This window comes from Ruegeria sp. AK4, from assembly GCF_056541025.1.
On sequence record NZ_JBQFXS010000003.1, the window covers coordinates 15117 to 41862 of the forward strand.

Sequence of the window (26746 nt, forward strand, 5' to 3'; positions counted from 1 at the left end):
ACCGGGTTGCAGCCGGTCAGGCGCGGGTACATTGTGGCGCCATGACGACGACGCCCCTGCCGATCACCCTGACTTCACCGGAGGAAACCGCCACCTTTGCGGCCCGGCTTGGGGCCTGCCTGCATCCCGGCGACACGCTGTTGCTAAGGGGCGCAATCGGCAGCGGTAAAACCCATTTCGCCCGCAGCCTGATCCAGTCGCTGATGCCGGTGCCCGAGGATGTGCCGTCACCCACATTCACGCTGGTACAGGCCTATGACATCCCCGCTGGGGAAATCTGGCATTGCGATCTCTACCGCCTGAGCGATGTGGACGAGATCGAGGAGCTGGGCCTGTCCGAGGCGTTTGACACCGCCCTGTGCCTTGTGGAATGGCCCGACAAGCTGGGCCCGCTGACGCCTGCCACCGCACTGACGCTGGATTTCGCAACTGACCCCGAAGCCATGGACACCCGCCATCTGACCCTGTCCTGGTCGGACCCGAAATGGGCCAAAAAGCTGGAGACTTCTTCATGACACATCGGTCAGCTCTGGCCGAGGCTCTGATCGCGCAAACGCAATGGGCCAATGCCACGCGCGCGCCGCTGGCCGGGGATGCCTCGAACCGGCGGTATGAACGGCTGACCGATCCGGCCACCGGCCGGACCGCCGTTTTGATGGACGCCCCGCCGGACAGGGGCGAGGACGTGCGGCCCTTCGTGCGCGTCGCGAATTACCTGCGCAAGATCGGCCTGAGCGCGCCGGAAATCTACGCAGAAGACCCTAACAAAGGCTTTTTGCTGCTTGAAGACCTGGGCGACGACCTGTTCGCCCGTGTCCTTCAGCGCCACCCGGACAAAGAGCGCACGCTTTATGAAGCCGCGACAGACGTGCTGCTGCATCTGCACGATGCGCCCTCGCTGTCCCTGCCCTCATACGACCCGGCGCTGATGACCGAACTTGCCGGGCTGGCCTTTACCAAATATGCGCGCGGCATCCTCGGGCAGTATGATGAAGACGTGCTGGAGCGGTTCGGGAACCGGTTTTCCGATGTTCTGCACCGGGAAACATCCGGTGCGAAAGTGGTGATCCAACGCGATTACCACGCCGAAAACCTGATCTGGCTGCCAGACCGCGACGGCGTTCGGCGCGTTGGACTGCTGGATTTTCAAACCGCCATGCTGGGGCATCCGGCTTATGATCTGATGTCCCTGCTGCAGGATGTTCGCCGCGCGGTTCCGGCCGGGATCGAGATGCAGATGATCAACCGCTATATTGCGGCCTCGGGCATTGACGACCACGCGTTCCGCACCGCCTACAGCGTTCTGGGTGCGCAGCGGAACCTGCGTATCCTTGGCGGTTTCGCGCGGCTGGCGACCGAATACGGCAAGCCGGGCTACGTGGACCTGATCCCGGTCACATGGTCCCACCTGATGCGCGATCTGGAACATCCCGCGCTGGTGCCGGTGGCCGATATGCTGCGCGACACCCTGCCCGAACCGACGCCAGAAAACCTTGTGAAGCTGAGGGCCAAATGACCGCAAAACCCGAAGCCATCATGCTGTTTGCGGCGGGTTTCGGCACCCGCATGGGGGCGCTGACCAAGGACCGCCCCAAACCGCTGATCCCGGTTGCCGGAAAACCGCTGATCGACCACGCGCTGGCGCTGGTCGACGACCTTGCCCCCAAACGCGTAGTTGCCAACCTGCACTATCACGCCGACCAGCTTCAGGCGCATCTGTCGCCAAAGGGTGTTTTGCTGTCGCACGAACAGCCCGAGATACTGGAAACCGGCGGCGGGCTGCGCGCCGCCCTGCCCCTTTTGGGTGCCGACCCGGTGTTTACGCTGAACACCGATGCGATCTGGGCGGGTCCCAACCCTTTGACCTTGCTGCAATATGCATGGGACCCGGCGCGTATGGACGCGCTGTTGATGTGCATTCCCGTGCGCCAAACCATCGGATACACGGGCAGGGGCGATTTCACCGCCGATGCCGAAGGGCGGATCACCCGCGGGCCCGGCCTTGTCTATGGCGGCGTCCAGATTCTGAAGACCGATGGTCTGCGTGACTTTGCCGAACGCGCGTTCTCGTTGAACCTGCTCTGGAACCGGATGCACGACCAGGGCCGCCTGTTTGCCATCGAATATCCCGGTCGCTGGTGCGATGTCGGACGGCCCGAGGGCATCGCATTGGCCGAGGACCTGCTGGCCGATGTTTGAGCCCCAAACCCTGCCACGTGTCTTCGGCGTTCCACCGGGCGCGGACTTTCCCAAAGCGCTGGTGGACGGGCTGCGGCACCGATGCCAAGCCCCGCCCGAGGCGATGGCGCGGGTCCAGTTGGTGGTCAACACCCGCCGCATGGCGCGGCGCGTGCGCGACCTGTTCGATCAGGGCCTGCCTGGCTTGCTGCCGCGCCTCTCGCTGGTTACCGATCTGGGGGAAAGCGTCGATCTGGCGCATATTCCCCCGGCGATCCCGCCGCTGCGGCGCAGGCTGGAACTAACGCAGCTGATCGCGAAACTGCTCGACCAGCAACCGGATCTGGCGGCGCGATCGTCGCTGTTCGACCTGTCCGACAGCCTGGCCGCCCTGATTGATGAAATGCAGGGCGAAGGCGTTCACCCCAGCGCGATCCGGGGCCTTGATGTCAGCGACATGTCCGGCCACTGGGCGCGGGCGCAGGCCTTTATCGGCATCGCCGATCACTTCATCGGCGCCGGCACGCAGGCGATGGACGTGCAAGCCCGCCAGCGGCGCGTGGTGGAAAACCTGATTGCCCGCTGGCAGGCGGCACCCCCCAGCCATCCGGTCATTCTGGCCGGTTCGACCGGATCGCGCGGCACCACATTGATGCTGATGAACGCGGTGGCCCGGTTGCCGCAGGGCGCACTGGTGCTGCCGGGGTATGATTTCGACCAGCCCGAGGATGTGTGGACCCGGCTGGATGAGGCGCTGAGTTCAGAAGATCACCCGCAGTACCGGTTCCGCAAACTGATGCGCGCGCTGGACCTGACCCCGGATCAGATCGTCCGGTGGACTGATGCCCAAGCCCCGTCCCCTGCCCGTAACCGATTGGTTTCACTGGCCTTGCGCCCTGCCCCGATCACCGATGCCTGGATGACCGAAGGCCCGCGCCTGACCGATCTGGCCGAAGCCACCAAAGGCGTGACCCTGGTCGAGGCGCAATCCCCAAGGGCCGAAGCACTGGCCATCGCCCTGCGCCTGCGGCAAGCGGCTGAATCAGGCCAGACCGCTGCGCTGATCACGCCCGACCGAATGCTGACGCGGCAGGTCAGCGCCGCGCTGGATCGCTGGAAAATCCTGCCCGATGACAGCGCGGGCCTGCCGCTACAACTGTCTCCACCCGGCCGGTTCCTGCGCCACGTGGCCGGTCTGTTTGCCCGCCGTCTGGATGGCGAGGCGCTGCTGACGCTGCTCAAACACCCGCTCTGCCATGACGGGGCCCAACGCGGCGACCATCTGCTGCACACCCGCGATCTGGAACTGGACCTGCGCCGCCACGGCCCGCCCTTTCCCGACAGCGCCAGCCTGACCGCATTTGCGATCCGCAAAGAGGTGCCCGAGGGGTGGGTCAACTGGGTCACCACGCAGTTCTGCGACCAGCAGATTGAAGGGGAACGCCCACTGACCGAATGGGTGGACCGCCTGTTTTCTCTGGCGCAGGCGATATCGTCGGGCAGCACCGGCACCCAAGGAACCCTTTGGGACAAGAACGCGGGCCAGAAAGCGCTGACCGTCATGACCGCGCTGCGCGACGAGTCGCAGCATGGTGGCCCGATGACGGCGCATGATTTTGCCGACCTGCTGGGGGCTCTGCTGGCCGGGGAAGAGGTGCGGGACCGGGACAAGCCACATCCCCACATCATGATCTGGGGCACGCTCGAGGCGCGGGTGCAGGGGGCCGATCTGCTGATCCTCGGCGGGCTGAACGAAGGCAGCTGGCCCGAGGCCGCCACGCCGGACCCCTGGCTGAACCGTCAGATGCGCGATCAGGCCGGCTTGCTGCTGCCCGAGCGGCGCATCGGCTTGTCTGCCCATGACTTCCAGCAGGCCGTCGGCGCGCCCGAGGTCTGGCTGACCCGCGCAACCCGATCCGACGATGCCGAAACCGTGCCGTCGCGCTGGCTGAACCGGATGACCAACCTGTTGCAGGGCTTGCCGGGGCAGGGCGGTCACGACGCCCTGTCCGACATGCGGGCGCGCGGCCAGCAATGGTTGAACTGGTCCGAGACGCTGGAACAGGCCCCTCGGATCACGCCAGCACATCGCCCCTCACCCCGCCCGCCGGTTTCGGCCCGCCCGCGCCGCCTGAGCGTGACCGAGATCAAGCGGCTGATCCGCGATCCTTATGCGATCTACGCCAAACATGTGCTGCGCCTGAAACCGCTGGACCCGCTGGTGCAGGCCCCGGATGCGCTGCTGCGCGGTATCGTCATTCACGAAATCCTTGAACAATTCGTCAAGGACAGCGTGTTGGACACCGCCTTGCTGACCCGCGAGAACTTCCTGAAACGCGCGCAGGAGTTGCTGGACCAGCACGTTGCCTGGCCCACGGCCCGGCAACTTTGGCTGGCGCGGCTCGAGCGGATCGCAGATGACTTCCTGAGCGCCGAGGTCTCTCGCCGCGCCGATGGCGGGCCGGTCGCCTTTGAGGCGGCGATGAAACTGGCGCTGACGCCGCTGGACTTCACCATCGCCGGACGCGCGGACCGGATCGACCGCAACAGCCGCGGCGCGCTGCGGATCATCGACTATAAAACTGGCGCGCCGCCGACCGAAAGCCAGCAGGCAAAATTTGACAAGCAGCTGCTGATCGAAGCGGCCATGGCCGAGCAGGGGGCCATCGACGGGATTGACCCGATGGCGGTGGCCGAAGCGGTCTTTGTCGGCATGGGCGGCAGCTATAAAGAGGTGCCCGCGCCGCTGACCAAAGAACCCACAGACAAGGTGCTGGCCGAGTTGAAAGAGCTGATTTCAGCTTATTTAGAGCCTGATCAGGGCTTTTCCTCCCGCCGGATGCTGCATAAAGACACTGATATCGGCGACTATGATCACCTTGCCCGGTTCGGCGAATGGGACCGCACCGCCGAAACCAGCCCCGAGGATCTGACATGAGCCCGCGCAACGATGCCACCGAACGGCAGGTGCAGGCGGCGCGGCCAGATGCCTCGACCTGGTTGGCGGCCAATGCGGGGTCGGGCAAGACGCGGGTTCTGACCGACCGGGTGGCGCGCTTACTTCTGGGCGGGGTGCAGCCGCAGCACATCCTGTGCCTGACCTACACCAAGGCCGCCGCCAGCGAGATGCAGAACCGGTTGTTCAAACGGCTGGGCGAATGGGCGATGCTGGGGGACGATCCCTTGCAGCAGCAGTTGACCGATCTGGGCGTTGCCGGCGTCATCGACCCCGCGCAACTGGCGCAGGCCCGCACCCTGTTTGCCCGGGCGATTGAGACACCCGGCGGGTTGAAAATCCAGACCATCCATTCATTCTGCGCCGCGCTGCTGCGCCGCTTCCCGCTTGAGGCCGGTGTCAGCCCGCAATTTGCCGAGATGGAAGACCGCGCCGCCGCCCTGCTGCGCGAGGAGATTGTCGAGGATTTTGCCGAAGGTCCGCAGGCCGATTTGATCGAGGATGTCGCGCGGTTCGTCACCGATACAGGGTTCGACAAGCTGACCGCCGCCGTAGCGCAGAAACGAAACCTGTTTGCGCAAGGGTTGCACTGGGCTGACCTGCTGCGCCGTTTTGGCCTGCCCGACGGGTTTGACGAAAGCCGCCTGCTGGAACTGGTCTTTCTGGGGGGTGAGGTCGACCTGGTGCGCTCCATGTTGCCCGCGCTGACTGAAAGCGGGGGCAACAATGCCAAGGCCGCGGCGAAACTAATCGGGTTTGCCGAGGCGCGGGTGGGGCAACTGCCGGTTCTGGAAAGCGTCCTGCTGACCGGCAAAAGCGCCAAGGAACCGTTCACCGCGAAGGTGTGCAGCTTCCCGACCAAAGCGCTGCGCGAAGGGGCGTTGGCCGACCGGATGCCTCAGCTTGACGCGCTGATGCTGCGGGTCGAAGCCGCGCGGGAACAGCGTCTGGCCCTGGTCGCGGCGCAGAAAACTGCCGTGCTGCATCGCTTTGCCGCCGCCTTCCTGCCGGAATACGAACGGCGCAAACAGCTGCGGGGCTGGCTGGATTTCGACGACCTGATCCTGCGCGCGCGGCAGGTGCTGAACGATCCGGCAGTGGCGGAATGGGTGCTCTACCGGCTCGACGGTGGCATCGACCACATTCTGGTGGATGAGGCACAGGATACCAGCCCCGACCAATGGGATGTGGTCGAAAAACTGGCGCAGGAATTCACCAGCGGCGAGGGCGCCCGGTCGGGCGTCGAGCGCACGATCTTTGTGGTCGGTGACAAGAAACAGTCGATCTATTCCTTTCAGGGCGCCGACCCGCAGGCGTTCGACTGGATGCAGGCTGAGTTTGGGCGGAAACTGGCAGAATCAGGCTCTAAATTGGAGAGTTTGGAGCTTGAGTATTCCTTCCGCTCGTCCAGCGCGATCCTCTCCTTGGTCAATATTCTGTTCGAACATCATGCCGAAGCCGGGTTTCAGGACAAGGCATTGCACCAAGCCTTCAAGACCAACCTGCCGGGGCGCGTCGATCTGTGGCCGGTCGTGGAAAAGGTCGAAGAGGATGAGGATGCCGACTGGACCGATCCCGTCGACCGGCCCGGCGCGCGCCATCACACTGTGATTCTGGCCGAGCAGGTGGCATGCTCGATCAAGGCGATGATCGACCGGGGTGAAACCATTCCCAAGGATGGCGAAACGCCCGGTACGTTCGTGCGCCGCAAGGTGCAGCCGGGGGATTTTCTGATCCTCGTCCAGCGCCGCTCCGACCTGTTTGCCGAAATCATCCGCGCCTGCAAGGCCGCTGGCCTGCCCATCGCCGGGGCGGACCGTCTGAAGGTGGGGGCGGAACTGGCGGTGAAAGACCTTGCCGCGCTGCTCAGCTTTCTGGCCACGCCCGAAGACAGCCTGTCATTGGCAACCGTGCTGAAATCGCCCCTGTTCGGGTGGAGTGAGCAAGCCCTGTTCGATCTGGCCCATCGGCGGCAAGAAAGATTCCTCTGGGCCGCGTTGCGCACCCGCGCGGATGACTTCCCCGAAACGCTAGAGGTTCTGAACGATCTGCGCGGCCAGATCGACTTTCTGCGCCCTTATGACCTGATCGAACGCATCCTGACCCGCCATGACGGGCGGCGAAAGCTGCTGGGGCGTCTGGGGGCCGAGGCCGAGGATGGAATCAACGCGCTGCTGTCGCAGGCTTTGGCTTATGAACGCACGGATATCCCAAGCCTGACCGGCTTTCTGGTCTGGATGCAGACCGACGATCTGGAAATCAAGCGGCAGATGAGCGGCGTCGGCAATATGATCCGGGTGATGACCGTACATGGTTCAAAAGGGCTGGAAGCGCCCATCGTGATCCTGCCGGACACCGGAAAACGCCAGCCCCCGCGCGACGCCGAGATCATGACCACCGATGGCACACCGCTGTGGAAGGTTCCCGCCGACGCGTCGCCGCAGCTTGTCGCGCAAGCGCGGGACGAGGCGCGCCGCCGCGAGGAAAATGAGCGGCTGCGACTGCTCTATGTGGCTCTAACACGGGCGGAAAAGTGGCTGATCGTGGCGGCCGCGGGGGATGTCGGCAAGGACGGGAACAGCTGGTACCAGATGGTCGAAGCGGCGATGGAGCAGGCCGGGGCGACGCAACTGGACGGGTCCGGCACGCGCAGGCTGGCGCATGGGAACTGGGATGCGTTGCCCTTGGTCGACCCGGCACAACCGGTGCCTTCGGGCGACCCGTTGCCGGACCTGTTCCATCAGCCCGCGCCGCCCGCGCCCGAGGCGGCAGAAACGCTCAGCCCGTCGAATCTAGGCGGGACCAAAGCGCTGCCGGGGGATGCCGGGCAGGATGAGGAGGCCGCCAAGCTGCGCGGAACCCGCCTGCATCTGCTGCTGGAACATTTGCCCGACGCCGCGCAAGACATATGGCCGCAGCTTTGCGCCCGGCTTCTGCCCGATATGCAAAAAACAGACCGGCAAGACCTGTTGGCCGAAGCGGCACAGGTGTTGACCGCCGAGCACCTGAAACCCGTTTTTTCCGGGCAGGCCCTGGCCGAGGTTCCGGTCTCAGCCGACCTGAACGGGCGGCGGATGCATGGGGTGATCGACCGGCTGATCGTGTCGGATACGCAGGTTCAAGTGATTGATTTCAAATCGAACGCGACGGTGCCAGCAACGCCCGAAGCCTGCCCCGAAGGCCTGCTGAGGCAGATGGGGGCCTATGTGCATGCGCTGTCGCAGATCTATCCGGGCAGGGAAATTCGCACCGCGATCCTGTGGACCCGCACGGCGCAGCTTATGTGGCTGCCACACGATCTTGTGACGGATGCCCTGTCGCGCACCCAGATATCTTGACCTCCCCCCAAAGGCTACCTACTTTCACTGCCCAAGCGCATTCCATTCAGGAGACATAATATGTCGACCGTAGCCGTCACTGACGAAACCTTTGACGCCGAAGTTAAGAACTCGGACGTTCCCGTTGTTGTGGATTTCTGGGCCGAATGGTGCGGACCCTGTAAGCAGATCGGTCCCGCACTGGAAGAACTGGCCTCGGAATATGGCGGCAAGGTGAAAATCGCCAAGGTTGATGTGGACAGCAACCCCAACGCCGCCGCCGCCATGGGCGTACGCGGCATCCCGGCGCTGTTCATCTTCAAGGATGGTCAGGTGGTGTCGAACCGCGCGGGCGCAGCCCCGAAGGCCGCTTTGCAGAGCTGGATCGACGAATCGATCTGATCCGAACGGATCGAAAGGTTCAAAGGGCGCCCGGATCGGGCGCCTTTTTTCATTCCGGTCCGGGTAAATTGACAGCGCCGCGCTATTCGATCCGCCAGCTGACCGAAATACCGCTGCCGTCCCGATGGGCGAAGGTGACGGTATCGCCGTCGATCGAAACCGCCTGACAATCATGGGGCAGGGGCACATCGTCGATGACGATATCCCGGCAGTAATGCCCGTCTTTCCACTGCCAGGACCCGCTGATGTCGCCCGCCTCGGGGCCTTGGCCCTCGACCACGCCGTCCTTGAGGATCCTCACCCAGGCGTTTTCCTGAAACAGCTTCTTGCCCGCTACCAGGTCCAGAAACCTGGTTTTGCTCTTTATTTCCTCGGCCGAGGCCGATGTCATCGCAAAGCAAGACACCACCGCCATCGACATAAGTTGCAAGACTTTCATCGCAGCAATCCTTTTTTTGGATGTCGCAGATTACCATTCCGATCTTAATTGAGTTTGGCGAAATAGAAACATGCGCCGTCTGCCCGCAGGCTTCGCTACGAAAGTACCCGGCGGAACGCGCCTGAGAACTTTGGGACTTTCCTTTCGCCGCGACTCATGCTCGGTTTCGCTGGAACGATGACAGGAGGGGACATGACCAAGACACGCGTATTGGTAGAATTCGGCATGGGCACATCCCTGCGGCGGAGGGACTATACCGAGGCGGCGCGGCGGGCGATCAAGGATGCGCTGTGGCACAACTCGGTCAATATGGCCGAACTGTTCGGATTTCCCAAAGAGGCGATGATCATCGACGCCGAGATTGCCGTGCAGCAGCCGGATCAGGTGGATGTGGCGGCGCTGGAATCGATCTTCCCCTATGGGCAACCGAACATAACGGTCACGCAGGGCGGGCTGGATATCGACAAGCCGGATGACAGGGGCCGCACGGTCATTGCCAACGCGGCGGTCATCGTCTCATTCGACATGGAGCCGGCGCAATGAGCGAGAAACGTATCATTCTTGAGATGGGCACGGGCAATGACCTGTACGGGCAGGACTATACCAAAGCCGCCCGCCGCGCGGTGCAGGACGCGCTGCATCATTCCTCGATCACATTGTTCTCTGCTCTGGGGATCGACCATATGGACATGCGGGTCCAGGTGACAATCGGCGTGCAGCATCCCGAGGCGGTGGATTGCGATCTGGTCGCCGCCGATCTGCCGCGGGGCCGGGCCGAGGTGCGCGCGGTCAAAGGCGGGCTGGATGTCGTCGATGACGCAGCAGGCACGCGCCACGTGGTGGCAACCGCCGCGGTCGAGGCATATGTGCCGGATCAGACCGGCAAGTTCGTGCTGCGCTGAAAAAGAAAAAGCCGCTCGGGGTTCCGGGCGGCTGTTTCGGGTCAGTGATCCGGGGTCAGATCAGATATTGGCGATGTCCGCACGGACCAGACCGATATCTTCCAGCTGTGCGTCGCTGAGTTCCGACAGCAGATTGCGGGTTTTGCGGGCTTCGTTCCAGTCGGCGATTTTGCCGATGGTTGCCTTGATCGCGTCCACTACGTGCAGGATGGTAGCTGCTCCGAGCGGCGCATGGATGTTTGCAGTGGTTGCCATGTGCGCAGTCCTTTTGAATGAAACAGCCGACCCGGTGTCGGTTGTGAGGCTGATGTAGGACCAATGGCCGAAACCTACAATTGCTGCTTCAACAGCCCCGAATTGCGTTCCGTGCATATCTTTTGGGCAGTTTTAGAACGGGTTGCGCCGATCCCGCGCCCGGCCCATATATAACGCCGACAGATACGGAGGCCCCTATGGCAGACAGCGACTTTCCCGGTTGGCACGGCACAACGATCATTGGCGTCAAAAAGGGCGGACAGGTCGTCATTGCCGGGGACGGACAGGTCAGCCTGGGCCAGACCGTGATCAAGGGCACCGCCCGCAAGGTGCGCCGCCTGTCGCCCGGCGGGTTTGAGGTTGTGGCAGGCTTTGCCGGATCGACCGCCGACGCCTTTACCCTGCTGGAACGGCTGGAGGCCAAGCTTGAGGCCACACCGGGGCAATTGGCCCGCGCCTCGGTTGAACTCGCGAAAGACTGGCGCACCGACAAATATCTGCAAAAGCTCGAAGCGATGCTGATTGTCACCGATGGCAAGGACCTGCTGGTGATAACCGGGGCCGGGGATGTGCTGGAGCCCGAACATAACGTGGCGGCCATCGGCTCGGGCGGCAATTTCGCGCTCGCCGCCGCGCGGGCGATGATGGATGGCGACAAAACCGCCGAACAGGTCGCGCGCGAGGCGATGGCGATTGCCGCTGACATCTGCGTCTATACCAACGGCAATCTGACGGTTGAGAGTATTTAAGACGTTCTGCGTTTAACTCAGAAAAGTGCATCGAAATGCGCGTTCAACCGAAGGGTGAGGCAGCGTATTTCGGTTCAAATCAAACGCAAAACTGTCTCAGGCTAATAACGCCCTGATCTCTTTGCCTTTCCAGCGCAGGTGCATTCCGATCAGACCCATGATCGCGGTGACGATCACGATGTAATAGGGCAGGCGAATGTCGATGCTCATCAGCCCGCCGCCGATCAGGGACATGATGCCGCCCGCAAGGCAGAACACCGCCGTGGTGACGCCCATGACCCAGCCCTGATCCGTCTCGCTGACCGAGGACGAGAACAGGCCCAGCAGGGTCGGGTAGGACACGCCGAAGAAGAAGTAGAAGAAGAACACCGGCACATAGCTGATCACGCCGCTGGGGCTGAAGGCGAAGCCAAAACCGCAGATCACCATCACCACCAGCGAGGTGTAGATGATCTGGTGCTTGCTGAACTTCTCTTGCGCGGGTTTGACAAGGAAGGTGCTGGAAAAGGCCAGCGCAAAGCCAATGACGACCATCGCCATGCTGCCGCCGATCACGCCATAGCCCCATGCGCTGGTCAGGAAATTGTCGACAAAGACGTAGAAGGTGACATTGGCAATCATGAACAGCGCATAGACGGGCAGAATTTTCAGAACCATCGGATGCCCGCGCACGGCAATCAGGCTGTCGGTGATGTCACGGGGACGAAAGACAAAAGGCGCACGCTCGGTCCGTGTGTCTTTGAAGAACGTGGTGACGAGGAAGATGGCGATCAGGACCAGAACAAAAGCGCCGTAGAACGGCGTTTTCAGCGTCGCAAACCCGCCCAGCAGCGCAGAATCGGACAGGACGGCTCCGATGATGGGTCCGCCGACCAGACCGAAACTGACGCCGGTGACGATATAGCCCATGTTGCGGTCACGGTCGGCGGCATCGGTGCTGCCATCGATCATCGCCGCCTGCGCGATGGGCTGGTTGCCAGCGGTGAACCCGGTGATCGACCGGCCTATGATCAGCAGCAGCAGGCTGTTCATGTAAAGCGCCGCGATGGTCAGGGCATAGCCCGCCAAAGCGCCGCCCAGACAGATCAGCAGGGCGTTTTTCCGGCCGATGGAATCCGACACTTTCGAGACGTAGACCACCCCCAGAAACCAGGACAGGAAGAAACACCCGATCACCAGCCCATAGTAGAAATGACGACGCCCCATCGGGGTGCTGTCCGGCAGGAACCCGGATTTCGTCTCCATGATCAGCGAGTTGATGATGGGAAAGACCAGCCCCTGTCCGATCAGGTCGACAAACACCACGAACAGTAAGGTGATCTTGGCAATCTTGGTCATAAAAACGCCCCCGGTTCCAATGCCTTGGGGCAAGTGTAACAGACTGCTGCCCTGTTACCTAACGGCGTGTCAGAGGCCGGAAAAACCGGCCCCTGACCATTTCGATTACTTCAGCGACGCAACGCCCAGCGGCACGCCGGCGACCTCGCACCAGATGTAGACCTCGTTATAGCCGGACACATCCATGGTCGGCGGCACGGCGTAGGATTGCTTGCCCGTCAGGTGCAGCAACGCGCCCAGTTTGCTGTCGGGGGCGTATGTTCCATCCTTGCCGAAGGCCACGCGCGGATCGGGGCCGTTGTCCAGCGAGAAATCCTCGCCCAGTTCGACGATATAGCGGTCGCCATCCTTGACCAGCTTCACCGAACCGGTGGTGATGTGGTTCGAGCGACCCTCGAACGAGCCTTTCTTTTTGGCGCCACCAGCCACGGCAGTTGTCGTGCCTGCCAGGGTCAGGGCCACGCCTGTGGCTGCGGCTTTTGCAAAAAGCGAACGACGAGTCATCATGATGAGGTATCTCCATAAATTGATGCGGACTGGGTGCCCGTCGCAAAAAGTTATGCCGCAGGTGCTGCGGGGATGGCGATTCACAACACCACGAAAACCCGTGTGCGATCCGTGAGTTATCGTGATCTTTCCGTGATCGGCTTGTGTTTTCGCGCCGTATGATTAGGTTCCGCTGCGAAACAGACGGATAGAACGCATATGACCGACCTGACCCCGCGCGAGATTGTCTCGGAACTGGATCGCTTTATCATCGGGCAGAAAGACGCCAAGCGCGCCGTAGCCGTGGCCCTGCGCAACCGCTGGCGGCGCAAGCAGTTGCCCGACGATATCCGGGATGAGGTGTATCCCAAGAACATCCTGATGATCGGCCCCACCGGTGTCGGCAAGACCGAGATCAGCCGCCGTCTGGCGAAACTGGCCCGCGCGCCCTTTATCAAGGTCGAGGCCACCAAGTTCACCGAGGTCGGCTATGTCGGCCGTGACGTGGAGCAGATCGTGCGCGATCTGGCCGACGCCGCCATCCTGCAGACCCGCGAGTTCATGCGCGAGGATGTGAAAGCCCGCGCCCATCAGGCCGCCGAGGATCGGGTGATTGCTGCCATCGCAGGCGAGGACGCCCGCGAAGGCACGCGCGAGATGTTTCGCAAGAAGCTGAAAGCCGGGGAACTGGACGATACCGAGATTGAACTGGAACTGTCCGATACCTCGAACCCGATGCCGATGTTTGACGTGCCCGGGCAGCCGGGCAGCCAGATGGGGATGATGAATCTGGGCGATATCTTCGGCAAGGCGTTCGGCGGACGCACCGTCAAGAAACGCATGACCGTCGCCGACAGCTATGAAGCCCTGATCGGGGAAGAGGCCGACAAGCTACTGGATGATGAAACCGTCAACCGGGTAGCGCTGGATTCGGTCGAACAGAACGGCATCGTGTTTCTGGATGAGATCGACAAGGTCTGCGCCCGCCAGGAAGCGCGCGGCGGCGATGTCAGCCGCGAAGGGGTGCAGCGCGACCTGCTGCCGCTGATCGAAGGCACCACCGTCAGCACCAAGCACGGCCCGGTGAAAACCGACCATATCCTGTTTATCGCCTCGGGCGCGTTCCACATCGCCAAACCCTCGGACCTGTTGCCGGAATTGCAGGGCCGCCTGCCGATCCGGGTCGAGCTGCGGGCGCTGACCGAAGAGGATTTCGTGCGCATCCTGACCGAAACCGACAACGCGCTGACCCTGCAATACACCGCGCTGATGGGCACCGAAGAGGTCACGGTCAGCTTCACCGAGGATGGTATCGCCGCATTGGCCAAGATTGCGGCGGATGTGAACCAAAACGTCGAGAATATCGGTGCCCGGCGGCTTTACACCGTGATGGAACGGGTGTTCGAGGAGCTTTCCTTTACCGCCCCCGATCAGGCCGGGGCGCAGATCACGGTGAATGCGCAGTTTGTCGACGACAATCTGGGCGAGCTGACCAAATCCGCGGATCTCAGCCGCTACGTTCTGTAGGCCCGAAAACCTGCCGATTGTGCACTCTGACCTGCAATGTCCGACTGGACGCGGGGTCAAAATGCGATAGCGTAGCCGCGAACCGTTTCGGGAACCCGCCGTGCTGCGCTATCTGATCCTTCTGCTTGCGTCCCTGTGCCTGTCCGCCTGCGTGGACCGGTCCGTGACCGAGACCGTGCCCTCGGCGCTGACCATCGGCACGCCGGAAACCGTGTTCGCGACCACCACCCGCGCCCGTGAAGCCGACGGGACATATGGGTTCCGGCGCGGCGACAGGCTGCAGTTTCTGGAAACCACCGTTTCGGTCCCGCCGACCCATACGCCGGGGACGTTGAAGTTTTCCTATGCCAATCCCAACCCGAAGAAAGAGTTCGTGCTGGCGGGCGTGACCGAATTCAGCGGGCCACAGGATTTCAGGGCCCGTCTGCGCGGGACCGAGGAAGTGACCATCTTTGTGCACGGCTACAACTCGACCCAGACCGAAACCCTGTTCCGCGCCGCGCAACTGACCCATGACATCGGCATTCCGGGTTCGATCCTGGTCTATTCCTGGCCCAGCCGCGCGACGGGCTATGGCTATGCTTACGATCTGGACAGCATGCTGTTTGCCCGCGACGGGCTGGAACAAACCATACGTGAGTTGAAATCCATGGGCGTTCGCCGGGTCCTGCTGGTGGCGCATTCCATGGGCAGCGCCTTGTCGATGGAGATGATGCGGCAGGCGGAACTTGCCGAACCGGGCTGGGCCAAACGAAATCTGGAAGGCGTGGTGCTGATATCGCCCGATCTGGATATCGACCTGTTCCGCTCGCAAATGGCGCGGATCGACAACCCGCCTGATCCGTTCATCGTGATGGTGTCGCAGAAAGACAAGATTCTGAACATCTCGGGCCGGTTGCGCGGCACCGCCGACAGCGAGAGGTTGGGCAATATCAGTTCCATTGATGAACTGGCCGAATTTCCGATCAGCGTGATCGACACGACCGCGTTCAGCGGCGATGCGGGATCGTCGCATTTCGTCGCAGCGACCTCTCCGGCGCTGCTGGCGATCCTCAGTTCGGTGCGCCGGGTCAGCAACACGTTCGGCCCGGATGACCGGCCCGGCATCGACATTCTGGTACCGCCGAGCCAGCGCAACCCCGACGGGGCCACCGAAATCGTTCTGACCGGGACAGGGCAGGCAGAGGTCAGCACCCCGTGACGCAGTTCAGCCTGCGCCGGTATCTGGCCCGGAATGCAAGCTGGCTGAGCGCGGGGGTTCTGCTGACCTTCCTGTCAAGCTTTGGGCAAACCTTTTTCATCTCGGTCTTCGCCGGTGAAATCCGCGCCGAATTCGGGCTGAGCCACGGCGTATGGGGCGGGCTCTATACGCTGGGCACCACCGCCGCCGCGATTGTGATGATCTGGGCGGGCGGGCTGACCGATATCTTCCGCGTCCGCGTTCTGGGCCCGGCGGTGTTGTCCGGGCTGGTGCTGGCCGCACTGGCCATGGCCCTGAACACATGGCTGATCCTGCTGCCGCTGGTGATCTTCCTGCTGCGCCTGTTCGGGCAGGGGATGAGCACCCATCTGGCGCAGGTCGCCATGGCCCGCTGGTTCACCGCAACACGCGGCAAGGCGCTTTCCATCGCTTCGGCCGGGTACGCGGTGGGCGAGGCTTTGTTGCCGCTGACCTTCGTCGCCCTGATGACGCTGCTGGACTGGCGCTGGCTGTGGGTTCTGGCGGCGGCCATCACCTTGCTGGGCATTCCTGTGCTGATGCGTCTGCTGCGTCAGGAACGGACGCCACAGGCCCTGTCGGACGCGCTTTCCGCCACGGGCATGCAAAACCGCCATTGGAGCCGCCGCGACGCCCTGCATAACCCGCTGTTCTGGTTCATGGCCCCGGCGGTTCTGGGACCGTCGGCCTTTATCACCGCGTTCTTCTTTCATCAGGTGCATCTGGCCGAGGTCAAAGGCTGGCAACATCTCCAACTGGTCGCCCTGTTTCCGGTCTTTACCGGCGTCTCGCTGCTGTCGATGTTCGCCGCCGGCTGGGCGCTGGATAAATGGGGCACGGCGCGGATGATGCCGTTTTACCAGCTTCCCATCGCGCTTGGCTTTGTCATCCTCGGAACCACAGGCTCGATCAGCGGGGCGCTGCTGGGGCTGGTGTTTCTGGGTCTGACCGTGGGGGCCAACAGCACCTTGCCAAGCGCCTTTTGGGCGGAATTCTACGGCACCCGCCACATTGGCGCGATCAAGGCAATGGCAACGGCGGTCATGGTGCTAGGCTCGGCCATCGGGCCGGGGCTGACCGGATTCCTGATCGATCGGGGCGTGTCGCTGGACACCCAGTTTCTGTGCATCGGAGGCTTTTTCGTGATGGTCTGTGCCCTGATTTGGACCGGCGTCTCCCGCGCCCTGCGCGCGTTTTAGCGGGTGCGCCGCAGATAGACGTAATAGGCCCCGTCGCCGCCATGGCTGATATGGGCGGGCGCGACCTGCATCACCGCCTGCACCAAAGGCGGGATCGACAACCAGTGCGGCACCTGATTGCGCAGCACCCCGCGGGGGGTTGGGATCGGGCCGGGCTCATCCCGGTCTTTGCCCTTGCCGGTGATCACCAGAACCAGCCGCTTGCCCTGCGCCTGCGCTGTCAGAATGAACCGGATCAAGGCGGGATGCGCGTTGTCCATCCGCATGCCATGCAGGTCCAGCTTGCCCTCGGGCTTGAGCTTGCCGCGTTTCATCCGGCCAAACGCCTTGGTGTCCATCTGCACCGGCATCGACCGCAGCGTATCCGTGACCGAGGGTTTCAGACTGTTGCCGCCGGGTTTCCCGGTCCCGGCCTGCCCAAGCTCAAACGCCTCGATCCGCGTTTTGGGCAGTTTTCTGGGCTTGGGTTTGGGCAGCGAGATCGGGTGGACCGTCTGCGGGATTTCGGGATGCAGCCGCTCGGTCTGTTTGGCGACCTTGCGCCACAGATCGATCTCATCACTGGTCAGTTTGCGCCGGCTCATCAGAACTCATCCGGCAACAGGGCATAGGCGCGCTGGATCGGCAGCAGGATCACCATCCTGCCCGGGTCCTTGAGTTTTCCGGCGGCCTCTCCGGCCTCATCTCCGGTACCGAAAAAGATATCGGCGCGCTGCGCGCCCTTGATGGCAGCCCCGGTGTCCTGCGCGATCATCAACCGGCGCAGCGGGGATTTACCGTCCTTTTCCACCCAGACCGGCGCGCCCAGCGGTGTAAAGGCCGGGTCGGCGGCAATACTGCGCATCGTGGTGACGGATCGGTTCATGGCCCCCAGCGGCCCAAGTTCCGGGGCAACCCGCGTCACCTCGCGAAAGAACACATAGGACGGGTTGTGAAACAGCAGTTCCGCCCCCGCCTCGGGGTTCTTACGCACCCAGGACCGGATCATCTGCGCGCTGACCTGATGCGCGCCCAGCGCGCCCTGCCGGATCAGTTCCGCACCGATTGAGCGATAGGGATGCCCGTTGGCCCCGCCATAGCCGACCCGCATGCCGGTGCCATCGGGCAGGCGGATGCGGCCCGAGCCCTGAATTTGCAGAAAGAACAGCTCGACCGGATCATCGACCCAGGCGATTTCCAAACCCCGACCCTGCATCGCGTCACCGGTCAGAATTTCCCTCCTGCTCAGCCATATGTCCGAAGCGCGCGCCTCGGGCGGCATTTTGTAGAGCGGGTATTTGAAACGCTCCGTGCGGGTTCTGGACCCGTCCAGTTCTGGCTCGAAATAGCCGGTGAACAGCGCATCTTTGCCGTCTTCGACCAGCACAGGGCGGAAGAACAGTTCAAAGAACGACCGCGCCGCGTCCGGCTCATAGGTCCGGGCCACGCCGCACAGCGCACGCCAGTCCGGGTTATCCAGATCGCCGCAGGTGTTCAGAAAAACCGAAAGGGCCGCGCCGTGATCATCCCCGGCCCAGCCCTGCAGGTCATCGAACGACAGAATGGATCGCGTCACCTCGGCTCCGGCGGCGCTGGAGGTGGTCATGACGCCCACCAGAAAAAGCGACCGGAGCGCGGCAATCATGCGTCCGTGGCAACAAGCAGCCAGTTCGGATCGTCCTTGCCCATGACACGGGCAAAGGTCCAGCTGTCCTTTTGGCGTTTGACGGTGTTGGGGTTGCCTTCGATGATGTCGCCGCCGCGATCCCGCACAACCGAGGTCAGTTCGCCGACGAAGCGCATGGTGATCTCGGCCTCGTTGCTGTCCTTGTCGAACCGCACATCGGACAGGGCGGTTTCGCGCACGCCGATGAATTCGGCTTCGATCGTCAGGCCCTTGTCTTCGCGGTCGGCCACGACGGATACGAATGTGTCAAACACCTCTTCCGACAGGAAGGGTTGGATTTCGTCAAGGTTGCCCTTTTCAAAGCCCATCACGATCATTTCATAAGCGCCGCGCGCGCCCTGCACAAATTCGCTGACCGAGAATCCGGGCTCGACCCGTTTCATCGCCGCAAGCGTCTGCGCCTGTTCGCTGTCCTCGGGGACATGGTCGGTGATGTCGTGATCCGGGCCGCCCTCGATCACTTCGAAATCGCGCCGCGCAGAGCTGGTATCGGGCTGTTGCGGCAGAGGCGGTTTTTCGAACCCCTCGCGCGTGCCCAATACGCTTTTCAGGCGCAGGATCAGGAAAACAGCTATGCCAAGAAGCACCAAAAGCTGGATCATGGGTGAGTTCATTTCATCCTCTTTTCAGAACCGAGACTTTGTGTACGCGGCCTCATGCCACTATGTAGGTGACAGGGGGCGGCAAGTCCACAGCCCGGCCTTATGGAAAGGATAGCGCAAATGTATCTGTTCTTGGCATTTTTATTGGTGCCGATCATCGAAATTGCCCTGTTCATTCAGGTCGGCGGCCTGATCGGCCTGTGGCCAACCCTTGCAATTGTCGTTCTGACAGCGGTTTTGGGGACCTTTTTGGTGCGGACACAAGGTCGCATGGCGCTGGGACAACTGCAGCGGTCCTTTGCCGAGCTGGACGACCCGACCGAACCGCTGGCCCATGGCGCAATGATCCTGCTGTCGGGCGCATTGCTGCTGACGCCGGGCTTTTTCACCGATGCCGTTGGTTTTGCCCTGCTTATTCCGGCCGTGCGCATGGGTGTATTCCGCTATCTGAAGTCCAAAGTCACCGTGGCCCAGTGCCAGATGGGGCCGGGGCCGGGCTTTCACAGCCGCGGCGCGGCGCAGGATCAGGGCGATATCATTGATGGCGAATTCACCGAAGTCCGCCCGCGCAGGGACCCGTCGAAACCTTCGAAATGGGTCGAAGGCCCGTGACCTGCATTGAGGTGCCGCGCCCAACTTGCTAAGCAGTGGCGAATTTCATTTTTGGAGTAGATCCATGGCCGAAGAAAACGCCGCAGAAAACACTGCGGCCCAAGCTGCCCCTCAGGTTCAGATGCGTGTTCTGGGACAGTTCATCCGTGACATGTCGTTTGAAAACGTGATGGCGCAAAAGGGTGTGTCGGGCGAAGTGCAGCCCGAAATTCAGGTTCAGGTGAACCTGGATGCCAAGAAGCGCCAGCAGGAGCATCAATTCGAGGTTTCGATCAAGCTGAACCTGAAATCCAAGGCCAAAGGCCTGGAAGACGTGCTGTTCCTGTGCGAGATCGACTATTGCGGCCTGTTCCACGTGGAAGGCGTTGCCGAAGATCAGATGCATCCGTTCCTGCTGATCGAATGCCCGCGCATGCTGTTCCCGTTCCTGCGCCGCATCGTCAGCGACATCACCCGCGATGGCGGCTACCCGCCGGTGAATCTGGACAATATCGATTTTGTGGCTCTGTACCGCAACGAATTGATGCGCCGTCAGGCCGAGCAGGCGCAAAAGACCGACGCCTGAGTGTCTGACCCGCGCCTGACCGGATCAGGCGCGGGTCCACAGGGCATTTTCGCCCAGTTTTTTCACAAACGCCTCATGCGCTGCGCGTTCTTCGTCGGTGATCCGCGACGGCAGTGCCGTTTCACGTGGCATCGGACGCCAGTCATCGCCGCCCCCGCTGCCCGAAGACGCCGAGGCAGACAGCCCGAAATTCGGCTGCCGCCCGCCGATCAGTTCCAGATAGACCTCGGCCAGAATCTCCGAGTCCAACAGCGCCCCGTGCAGCACCCGGTTCGAGTTGTCGATGTTGAACCGGCGACACAGCGCATCCAACGAGGCCGGAGAGCCCGGAAACCGTTTGCGCGCAATCGCCAGCGTATCCAGCGCCTGATCCGTCGGAATGGGCGGCAGGCCCATCCATTTGAGTTCCGCGTTCAGGAATTTCATGTCGAAGGACGCGTTGTGGATCACCAGTTTCGCATCGCCCACGAAATCGCGAAAGCCCTGACCGACTTTGGCAAAGACCGGCTTGTCCTTCAGCGTCACCTCGCCCTTTTCCGCTGGGCGCGGGGTTTCCAGCAGGTCCGGGCCGATGCCGTGCACGCCGAACGCTTCTTCGGGCATCGAGCGTTCGGGGTTGATATAGACATGGTAAGTCTCACCGGTCGCCACGTGGTTCCACAGCTCGACCGCGCCGATCTCGACAATCCGGTCGCCGCTTTCGGGGTCGAACCCGGTGGTTTCGGTATCCAGTACAATCTCACGCATCTGCCAGCCCCGCCCGTATCTGCCTGACCACATCCTGCACCTGCGCGCGGGCGTGGTCCAGCGTATCCGTCACGATCACATAATCCGACCGCGCGCATTTTTCGTCGTTGGGCATCTGTTTGGCACGGATCTGTTCGAACTGCGCCCCGGTCATCGTGCCGCGTTCCATCACCCGGCGCATTTGTTCCGCGGCAGGGATCGAGACACAGGCGACCGCATCCATCGCCACCTCGCCGCCGGTCTCGAACAGCAGGGGGATGTCGAAGACCAGAATATCCGCCCTGGCGGTTTCGCGAAACGCGGCCCGGTCTGCGGCCACCAAAGGGTGCACGATACCTTCGATCACCTGCAGCGCTGCCGGATCGTCGGCAATAATTCTTCTAAGCGCATCGCGGCTGACGGCACCGTCCCGAATGGCCGAAGGGAAAGCCGCGCCCATCGGCGCAACCGCCGCGCCGCCCGGCGCATAGAGCCGATGCACCGCCGCATCCGCATCCCACAACGCACACCCTTCGTCCACAAACATCCGCGCCGTGGTGCTTTTGCCCATGCCGATGGAGCCGGTCAGGCCAAGCGCGAAGCTCATGCCAGGACCGCCGCGCGTAGATCCTCATCCACTTCGGGCCGCACGCCGAACCAGCGTTCAAAACCGGGAATGGCCTGATAGAGCAGCATGCCGAGGCCATCCACGGTGGTGCACCCGGCCTCTTCCGCCTGCTGCAAAAGCCTTGTTTTCACGGGCGTATAGACCAGATCGGTGACAACTGCGCCCGGCTGCAGACCGTCCAGCGGCACCCGCAGGTCCGGCTGGCCCTGCATCCCCAGCGAGGTCGTGTTGACCACCAGTTCCGCGTTTTCGATGACATTGCCCGCCTGCACCCAGTCGATCACAGTGATGCGCTGGCCGAACTCCTCTTTCAGATGATCCGCCCGCGCGCGGGTGCGGTTGGTCAGCAGAATCTCGGGCACGCCGGCATCGGCTAGCGATTGCAGCACCGCCCGCGCGGCCCCACCCGCGCCGAACACCACGGCAGGCCCATCCTGCGCGTTCCAGTCAGGCGCACCGCTGCGCAGGTTTTCCATGAAGCCATAACCGTCGGTATTGTCGGCATGGATCGAGCCATCCTCGCGAAACACCAGCGTGTTCGCCGCCCCAATGACGGTCGCCCGGTCCGACACATGATCTGCGATGGGCAACGCCGCCTCTTTATGCGGAACGGTTACGTTGGTGCCGACAAACCCGGCCTTGGGCAGGGTACGCAGGACGGTTTCCAGATCGGCGGGGGCAACATCCATCGGAACATAATGCCCCGGCAGCCCATAGGTTTTCAGCCAGTGCCCGTGCAGCTTGGGCGACCGCGAATGCCCGATGGGATGCCCGATCACCCCGGCCAGAGGAACCCGGTAGTCCGTCATTGATCGATCACCCCTTTGACAGCCAGATAGTTGAGCAGTTCCAACAGGGGCATACCCAAAACGTTAAAGTAATCGCCGTCAATGGTCGCAAACAGCCGCACGCCTTCCTCCTCGAGTTTATACGCCCCCACCGCATGGCGAATACTGTCCCAGTTCCGCGCTACGTAATCGCGCAGATACGCATCCGAGCTGGCGCGCATCCGCAACCGCACCTGCCCGACATGCCGCCAGATCGGCTCACCGTCCTGATAGATCACCGCCGCCGACAGCAGCATATGCCGCTTACCCCGCATCGTCTTGAGCTGCGCCAGCGCCTGTTCCGGCGTTTCCGGCTTGGACAGCAGACGGCCTTCGAAATCCAGCACCTGATCACAGCCCAGAACCATCGCACCCGGCACCTTGTCGCTGATCTTGCGGGCCTTCATTTCCGCCAGAGCATCGGCAACATCCCGCGGTGGCGCGCCTTCGGCCTGCAGGGCGGCCTTTACCGCCTCTTCATCGACGCGCGCGACCTGAACGGAATACGGCACGCCCGCGTTTTCCAGCAACTGCGCGCGGATCGATGACCCCGAGGCCAGGATGATGGGGACAGACATGTGGACAACCCCGTGTGCAAATCATTGAGTGTTCCTGAACGGTTTGTATGGTTTTCCGGTTGACACGCAACCCCGGGATTTTCGCGCAAAACTTCCCCGAGTCGCCCGAACTCTGTCCATCCGGGACAAGGATAAGTTGCCCAGCCAGGATAACCGGGATTTCCGCAGATACCCCGTGAGTTATCCCCAAAACGAGATGGAAAATTATAAGATAAGCGTATGAAATTAAATGATTTTCCAGAAAACCAACAGAATCGCCAGAAAATCCGGGAATTCTGTCCACCTGGGGAAAAGTGACGGGTAAAAAAATTATCCACGGAAATCCTGCACCCTACAAAACCATCATCCTTTTTCTTTTCTTATTTTTTTATTAGGGAGGGTTCCGAACAACACCCCGAGGCCGGAATGACCGATCTTCTTTTCTCGCTATACCCTTGGGTGAAGGCCTTTCACATCATGGCCGTAATCTCGTGGATGGCCGGTCTGTTCTATTTGCCCAGGCTGTTCGTCTATCACGTGGAACAGGCGCAAACGGTCGAAGGCGCTCAGACTATCTTCTTTGAAATGGAGGAGAAGTTACTGCGGGTGATCATGCGCCCGGCAATGATCGTCGCCTGGGTCTGCGGGCTGATCATGGTGTTCACGCCAGGCATCGTTGCCTGGGACTGGGCCTGGCCCTGGGTGAAGGGGGCTGCGGTCATCGGCATGACCTGGTTCCATCACTGGCTGATGGCCCGGCGCAAGGATTTCCTTGAGGGGCGAAACAAGCTCACTGGGCGGCAGTATCGCATGATGAATGAGGTTCCGACCGTTTTGATGGTTATCATCGTTCTGGCGGTCGTTCTGAAGTTCTGAGGGCTTGTTTGACTCCGCAGGCGGTCGCGCTTATGTAGGGATCAACACGCCCGTCCGGGCGGCGTATCTTCCGTACTGAAATTCCACTTCGTGCCGCAGCTAGCGGTGAAGGTATCTATCATGTCCACTGAATCCCTGAATCTGGCCGATCTGAAGGCCAAAAGCCCTAAAGACCTTCTGGCGATGGCCGAAGATCTGGAGATCGAAAACGCCTCGACCATGCGCAAGGGCGAGATGATGTTCCAGATCCTGCGCGAACGCGCGGATGAGGGCTGGACCGTTGGCGGCGATGGGGTGCTCGAGGTGCTGCAGGACGGGTTCGGCTTCCTGCGCTCGCCTGAGGCGAACTATCTGCCCGGTCCCGATGACATCTACGTGTCACCCGACATGATCCGTCTGCACTCGCTGCGGACCGGGGACACCGTCGAAGGTGAGATCAAGGCACCCGATGAGAATGAGCGCTATTTTGCGCTGACCAAGGTCACAAAGATCAACTTTGAAGACCCCGAGAAAGCCAAGCACAAGATCCTGTTCGACAACCTGACGCCTCTGTATCCCGACGAGCGTCTGAAGATGGAAATCGAAGACCCGACCATCAAGGACAAATCCGCCCGTGTGATCGACCTTGTCGCGCCCATCGGGAAAGGTCAGCGGTCGCTGATCGTGGCGCCGCCGCGGACCGGTAAAACCGTGATCCTGCAGAACATCGCCCATTCGATCGAACAGAACCACCCCGAGTGCTATCTGATCGTCCTGCTGATCGACGAACGCCCGGAAGAGGTGACGGATATGCAGCGCTCGGTGAAGGGTGAGGTTGTGTCCTCCACCTTCGACGAACCGGCAACACGCCACGTGGCCGTATCCGAGATGGTGATTGAAAAAGCCAAGCGTTTGGTCGAACACAAACGAGATGTTGTTATTCTTCTAGACTCGATAACAAGACTTGGTAGAGCGTTTAACACCGTCGTGCCATCCTCGGGCAAAGTTCTGACCGGTGGTGTGGACGCAAACGCCCTGCAACGGCCCAAGCGGTTCTTTGGTGCCGCGCGGAATATCGAAGAGGGCGGTTCGCTGACCATTATCGCCACCGCGCTGATCGACACCGGCAGCCGGATGGACGAGGTGATCTTCGAAGAATTCAAAGGCACCGGTAACTCGGAAATCGTGCTGGATCGCAAGATTGCAGACAAGCGCGTGTTCCCGGCCATCGACATCCTCAAGTCCGGCACAAGGAAAGAGGACCTGCTGGTCGACAAGGGCGATCTGGCCAAGACTTTTGTCCTGCGCCGCATCCTCAACCCGATGGGCACGACCGACGCGATCGAGTTCCTGCTGTCGAAGTTGAAACAGACCAAGACAAACGGTGAGTTCTTCGATTCGATGAACACCTGACACAGGTCTTGAACCCAAGCGAGGCCTTCGAATGGATACAATATTCGCCTTGGCCAGCGCGCAGGGCAAAGCTGGCGTTGCTGTTATCCGCCTGTCCGGACCGGATGCGCATGCGGCTGCGGCGGGTCTGACCGGCAGCGCCCTGCCGCCGCGCGGGCTGAACCTGCGCACCCTGCGGGACCGGGACGGATCGCGCCTGGACGACGGGCTGGTCCTGACATTTCAGGCTCCGGCCAGCTTTACGGGGGAAGATGTCGCCGAGCTGCAAATCCACGGCAGCACGGCTTCGGTCAATGCGGTCTTGCGCTGCCTGTCCGAGACCGAGGGCCTGCGGATGGCAGAGCCAGGCGAATTCACCCGGCGGGCGCTGGAAAACGGCAAGATGGACCTGACGCAGGTCGAAGGTCTGGCGGACCTCATCGACGCGGAAACCGAAGCACAACGCAAACAGGCGCAGACCATTCTGGCAGGCGGGTTGGGCACGTTGGCGGAACGGTGGCGGCGCGACCTGATCCGGGCAGCCTCGTTGTTGGAAGCCGTGATCGATTTCGCGGATGAGGATGTGCCCACGGATGTGACACCGGAAGCGCGCATGCTTGTCACCGGAGTGATTGCTGATCTCCAACGCGAGGCAGATGGCGTCAAAATCGCCGAACGGATTCGCACCGGATTCGAAGTCGCGATTGTCGGCCTGCCCAACGCGGGAAAATCCACCTTACTGAACGCGCTCGCCGGGCGCGAAGCTGCGATTACATCAGAATACGCGGGAACCACGCGGGACGTGATCGAAGTGCGGATGGATCTGGCGGGCCTTCCGGTGACCCTTTTGGACACGGCAGGCTTGCGGCAGACCGAGGATTATGTCGAAAATCTGGGGATCGAACTGGCCCGCAAACGCGCAGATCAGGCGGATCTTCGGGTGTTTTTGACCGACGCACCCGACCAGCTGGGTGTTGCGATGCAAGACGGAGACATTCAGGTTTTGCCGAAAGCGGACCTCCGGCCTGAGGCTTCTGGCGGGATTTCCGGAAGGACGGGGCAGGGGATTGACGCTCTGATTTCCCAGATTTCGTATGTCTTGAGTGAGAGATCCACCAGCTATGGTATTGCAACCCGCGAACGCCACCGCATTGCGATCATCAATGCGGCTGATGCACTGCAGGCGGCAATGACGGTTCTGGAATCAGGCCCGGACCTGTATGATATCGCTGCCGAAGAGCTTCGGACAGCTATTCGGGCGCTTGAATCACTGGTCGGTCGCATAGATGTCGAAAACCTGCTGGACGAAATATTCTCCAGTTTTTGCCTGGGTAAGTAAGGAGTGTTTC

Annotated in this window: 28 protein-coding genes; 17 read left to right on the top strand and 11 right to left on the bottom strand. The window is 61.9% G+C overall.

Annotated features, from left to right (window positions below; translation table 11 throughout):
* The first annotated feature begins 41 nt into the window (after positions 1-41).
* The 6 genes from tsaE to trxA are packed head-to-tail and all read left to right on the top strand — an operon-like array spanning position 42 to position 8853.
* Complete coding sequence (tsaE, locus tag ACR0EZ_RS06455) at positions 42-515, top strand: tRNA (adenosine(37)-N6)-threonylcarbamoyltransferase complex ATPase subunit type 1 TsaE (RefSeq protein ID WP_480611830.1); 474 nt, start codon at positions 42-44, stop codon at positions 513-515.
* Positions 512-1516, top strand: coding sequence for an aminoglycoside phosphotransferase family protein (locus ACR0EZ_RS06460; RefSeq protein WP_480611831.1), 1005 nt, complete (start codon positions 512-514; stop codon positions 1514-1516). The genes tsaE and ACR0EZ_RS06460 overlap by 4 nt, the downstream gene beginning before the upstream one ends.
* Positions 1513-2199, top strand: coding sequence for a nucleotidyltransferase family protein (locus tag ACR0EZ_RS06465; protein WP_480611832.1), 687 nt, complete (start codon positions 1513-1515; stop codon positions 2197-2199). The genes ACR0EZ_RS06460 and ACR0EZ_RS06465 overlap by 4 nt, the downstream gene beginning before the upstream one ends.
* Complete coding sequence (addB, locus tag ACR0EZ_RS06470) at positions 2192-5116, top strand: double-strand break repair protein AddB (protein ID WP_480611833.1); 2925 nt, start codon at positions 2192-2194, stop codon at positions 5114-5116. Before ACR0EZ_RS06465 ends, addB begins: the two co-directional genes overlap by 8 nt.
* The gene (gene addA / locus ACR0EZ_RS06475; protein ID WP_480611834.1) at positions 5113-8472 is read left to right on the top strand and encodes a double-strand break repair helicase AddA; all 3360 of its coding nucleotides are present in this window, start codon (positions 5113-5115) and stop codon (positions 8470-8472) included. Before addB ends, addA begins: the two co-directional genes overlap by 4 nt.
* A 60-nt stretch (positions 8473-8532) precedes the next feature.
* Positions 8533-8853, top strand: a complete 321-nt coding sequence (trxA, locus tag ACR0EZ_RS06480) for a thioredoxin (protein WP_480611835.1) — start codon at positions 8533-8535, stop codon at positions 8851-8853.
* Between the two features lie 82 nt (positions 8854-8935).
* Here the strand turns inward: trxA and ACR0EZ_RS06485 are convergent, their stop codons facing one another.
* The gene (locus tag ACR0EZ_RS06485) at positions 8936-9292 is read right to left on the bottom strand and encodes a hypothetical protein (protein WP_480611836.1); all 357 of its coding nucleotides are present in this window, start codon (positions 9290-9292) and stop codon (positions 8936-8938) included.
* A 192-nt stretch (positions 9293-9484) separates the two neighbouring features.
* Between ACR0EZ_RS06485 and ACR0EZ_RS06490 the strand changes: the two genes are divergently transcribed.
* Positions 9485-9835, top strand: coding sequence for a Lin0512 family protein (locus ACR0EZ_RS06490; protein WP_480611837.1), 351 nt, complete (start codon positions 9485-9487; stop codon positions 9833-9835).
* Positions 9832-10194, top strand: coding sequence for a Lin0512 family protein (locus ACR0EZ_RS06495; RefSeq protein WP_480611838.1), 363 nt, complete (start codon positions 9832-9834; stop codon positions 10192-10194). Before ACR0EZ_RS06490 ends, ACR0EZ_RS06495 begins: the two co-directional genes overlap by 4 nt.
* A gap of 60 nt (positions 10195-10254) precedes the next feature.
* Here the strand turns inward: ACR0EZ_RS06495 and ACR0EZ_RS06500 are convergent, their stop codons facing one another.
* Positions 10255-10449 (bottom strand): DUF1127 domain-containing protein, encoded by a 195-nt coding sequence (locus ACR0EZ_RS06500; protein WP_480611839.1) that lies wholly within the window; start codon positions 10447-10449, stop codon positions 10255-10257.
* A gap of 197 nt (positions 10450-10646) precedes the next feature.
* Here ACR0EZ_RS06500 and hslV point away from each other — a divergent pair, with 197 nt between their 5' ends.
* The gene (gene hslV, locus ACR0EZ_RS06505) at positions 10647-11198 is read left to right on the top strand and encodes an ATP-dependent protease subunit HslV (protein ID WP_480611840.1); all 552 of its coding nucleotides are present in this window, start codon (positions 10647-10649) and stop codon (positions 11196-11198) included.
* Between the two features lie 96 nt (positions 11199-11294).
* Here the strand turns inward: hslV and ACR0EZ_RS06510 are convergent, their stop codons facing one another.
* A complete protein-coding gene (locus tag ACR0EZ_RS06510) occupies positions 11295-12536 on the bottom strand; it encodes an MFS transporter (RefSeq protein WP_480611841.1) in 1242 nt (413 codons plus the stop codon).
* Positions 12537-12641: 105 nt separating this feature from the next.
* The gene (locus tag ACR0EZ_RS06515; RefSeq protein ID WP_480611842.1) at positions 12642-13043 is read right to left on the bottom strand and encodes a DM13 domain-containing protein; all 402 of its coding nucleotides are present in this window, start codon (positions 13041-13043) and stop codon (positions 12642-12644) included.
* Positions 13044-13241: 198 nt separating this feature from the next.
* Here ACR0EZ_RS06515 and hslU point away from each other — a divergent pair, with 198 nt between their 5' ends.
* The 3 genes from hslU (at position 13242) to ACR0EZ_RS06530 (ending at position 16967) form a co-directional block, all read left to right on the top strand.
* Positions 13242-14549, top strand: a complete 1308-nt coding sequence (gene hslU, locus ACR0EZ_RS06520) for an ATP-dependent protease ATPase subunit HslU (RefSeq protein ID WP_480611843.1) — start codon at positions 13242-13244, stop codon at positions 14547-14549.
* 100 nt (positions 14550-14649) lie between these two features.
* Positions 14650-15750 carry an alpha/beta hydrolase gene (locus ACR0EZ_RS06525; protein WP_480611844.1) on the top strand — a complete coding sequence of 367 codons (1101 nt, stop codon included), beginning with the start codon at positions 14650-14652 and terminating at the stop codon, positions 15748-15750.
* Positions 15747-16967 (top strand): MFS transporter, encoded by a 1221-nt coding sequence (locus ACR0EZ_RS06530; protein WP_480611845.1) that lies wholly within the window; start codon positions 15747-15749, stop codon positions 16965-16967. Before ACR0EZ_RS06525 ends, ACR0EZ_RS06530 begins: the two co-directional genes overlap by 4 nt.
* Here ACR0EZ_RS06530 and ACR0EZ_RS06535 read toward each other — a convergent pair.
* Genes ACR0EZ_RS06535 through ACR0EZ_RS06545 form a run of 3 tightly spaced genes read right to left on the bottom strand, consistent with a single transcriptional unit; the run spans position 16964 to position 19247 of the window.
* Complete coding sequence (locus tag ACR0EZ_RS06535) at positions 16964-17551, bottom strand: Smr/MutS family protein (protein ID WP_480611846.1); 588 nt, start codon at positions 17549-17551, stop codon at positions 16964-16966. The two genes, ACR0EZ_RS06530 and ACR0EZ_RS06535, sit on opposite strands and share 4 nt — an antisense overlap.
* Positions 17551-18591, bottom strand: a complete 1041-nt coding sequence (gene mltA / locus ACR0EZ_RS06540) for a murein transglycosylase A (protein WP_480611847.1) — start codon at positions 18589-18591, stop codon at positions 17551-17553. Before mltA ends, ACR0EZ_RS06535 begins: the two co-directional genes overlap by 1 nt.
* Positions 18588-19247 (bottom strand): Tim44/TimA family putative adaptor protein, encoded by a 660-nt coding sequence (locus tag ACR0EZ_RS06545; RefSeq protein WP_480611848.1) that lies wholly within the window; start codon positions 19245-19247, stop codon positions 18588-18590. Before ACR0EZ_RS06545 ends, mltA begins: the two co-directional genes overlap by 4 nt.
* Positions 19248-19355: 108 nt before the next feature.
* Between ACR0EZ_RS06545 and ACR0EZ_RS06550 the strand changes: the two genes are divergently transcribed.
* Both ACR0EZ_RS06550 and secB read left to right on the top strand, forming a co-directional pair.
* Entirely contained in the window at positions 19356-19847 is a 492-nt protein-coding gene (locus tag ACR0EZ_RS06550) for an FxsA family protein (protein ID WP_480611849.1), read from the top strand.
* A 64-nt stretch (positions 19848-19911) separates the two neighbouring features.
* Positions 19912-20412: a protein-export chaperone SecB gene (gene secB, locus ACR0EZ_RS06555; protein WP_480611850.1), complete on the top strand. Its 501-nt coding sequence runs from the start codon at positions 19912-19914 to the stop codon at positions 20410-20412.
* Between the two features lie 24 nt (positions 20413-20436).
* Here the strand turns inward: secB and dnaQ are convergent, their stop codons facing one another.
* Genes dnaQ through ACR0EZ_RS06575 form a run of 4 tightly spaced genes read right to left on the bottom strand, consistent with a single transcriptional unit; the run spans position 20437 to position 23171 of the window.
* Positions 20437-21159 (bottom strand): DNA polymerase III subunit epsilon, encoded by a 723-nt coding sequence (gene dnaQ, locus ACR0EZ_RS06560; RefSeq protein ID WP_480611851.1) that lies wholly within the window; start codon positions 21157-21159, stop codon positions 20437-20439.
* Positions 21152-21745: a dephospho-CoA kinase gene (gene coaE, locus ACR0EZ_RS06565; protein ID WP_480611852.1), complete on the bottom strand. Its 594-nt coding sequence runs from the start codon at positions 21743-21745 to the stop codon at positions 21152-21154. The genes dnaQ and coaE overlap by 8 nt, the downstream gene beginning before the upstream one ends.
* The gene (locus ACR0EZ_RS06570) at positions 21742-22575 is read right to left on the bottom strand and encodes a shikimate dehydrogenase (protein ID WP_480611853.1); all 834 of its coding nucleotides are present in this window, start codon (positions 22573-22575) and stop codon (positions 21742-21744) included. The genes coaE and ACR0EZ_RS06570 overlap by 4 nt, the downstream gene beginning before the upstream one ends.
* Complete coding sequence (locus ACR0EZ_RS06575; protein WP_480611854.1) at positions 22572-23171, bottom strand: Maf family protein; 600 nt, start codon at positions 23169-23171, stop codon at positions 22572-22574. Before ACR0EZ_RS06575 ends, ACR0EZ_RS06570 begins: the two co-directional genes overlap by 4 nt.
* 405 nt (positions 23172-23576) lie before the next feature.
* Between ACR0EZ_RS06575 and hemJ the strand changes: the two genes are divergently transcribed.
* The 3 genes from hemJ to mnmE all read left to right on the top strand — a co-directional run bounded on the left by hemJ (position 23577) and on the right by mnmE (position 26736).
* The gene (gene hemJ, locus ACR0EZ_RS06580; RefSeq protein ID WP_480611855.1) at positions 23577-24026 is read left to right on the top strand and encodes a protoporphyrinogen oxidase HemJ; all 450 of its coding nucleotides are present in this window, start codon (positions 23577-23579) and stop codon (positions 24024-24026) included.
* 120 nt (positions 24027-24146) lie between these two features.
* The gene (rho, locus tag ACR0EZ_RS06585) at positions 24147-25418 is read left to right on the top strand and encodes a transcription termination factor Rho (RefSeq protein WP_480611856.1); all 1272 of its coding nucleotides are present in this window, start codon (positions 24147-24149) and stop codon (positions 25416-25418) included.
* 31 nt (positions 25419-25449) lie between these two features.
* A complete protein-coding gene (gene mnmE / locus ACR0EZ_RS06590) occupies positions 25450-26736 on the top strand; it encodes a tRNA uridine-5-carboxymethylaminomethyl(34) synthesis GTPase MnmE (RefSeq protein WP_480611857.1) in 1287 nt (428 codons plus the stop codon).
* Positions 26737-26746: the final 10 nt, after the last annotated feature.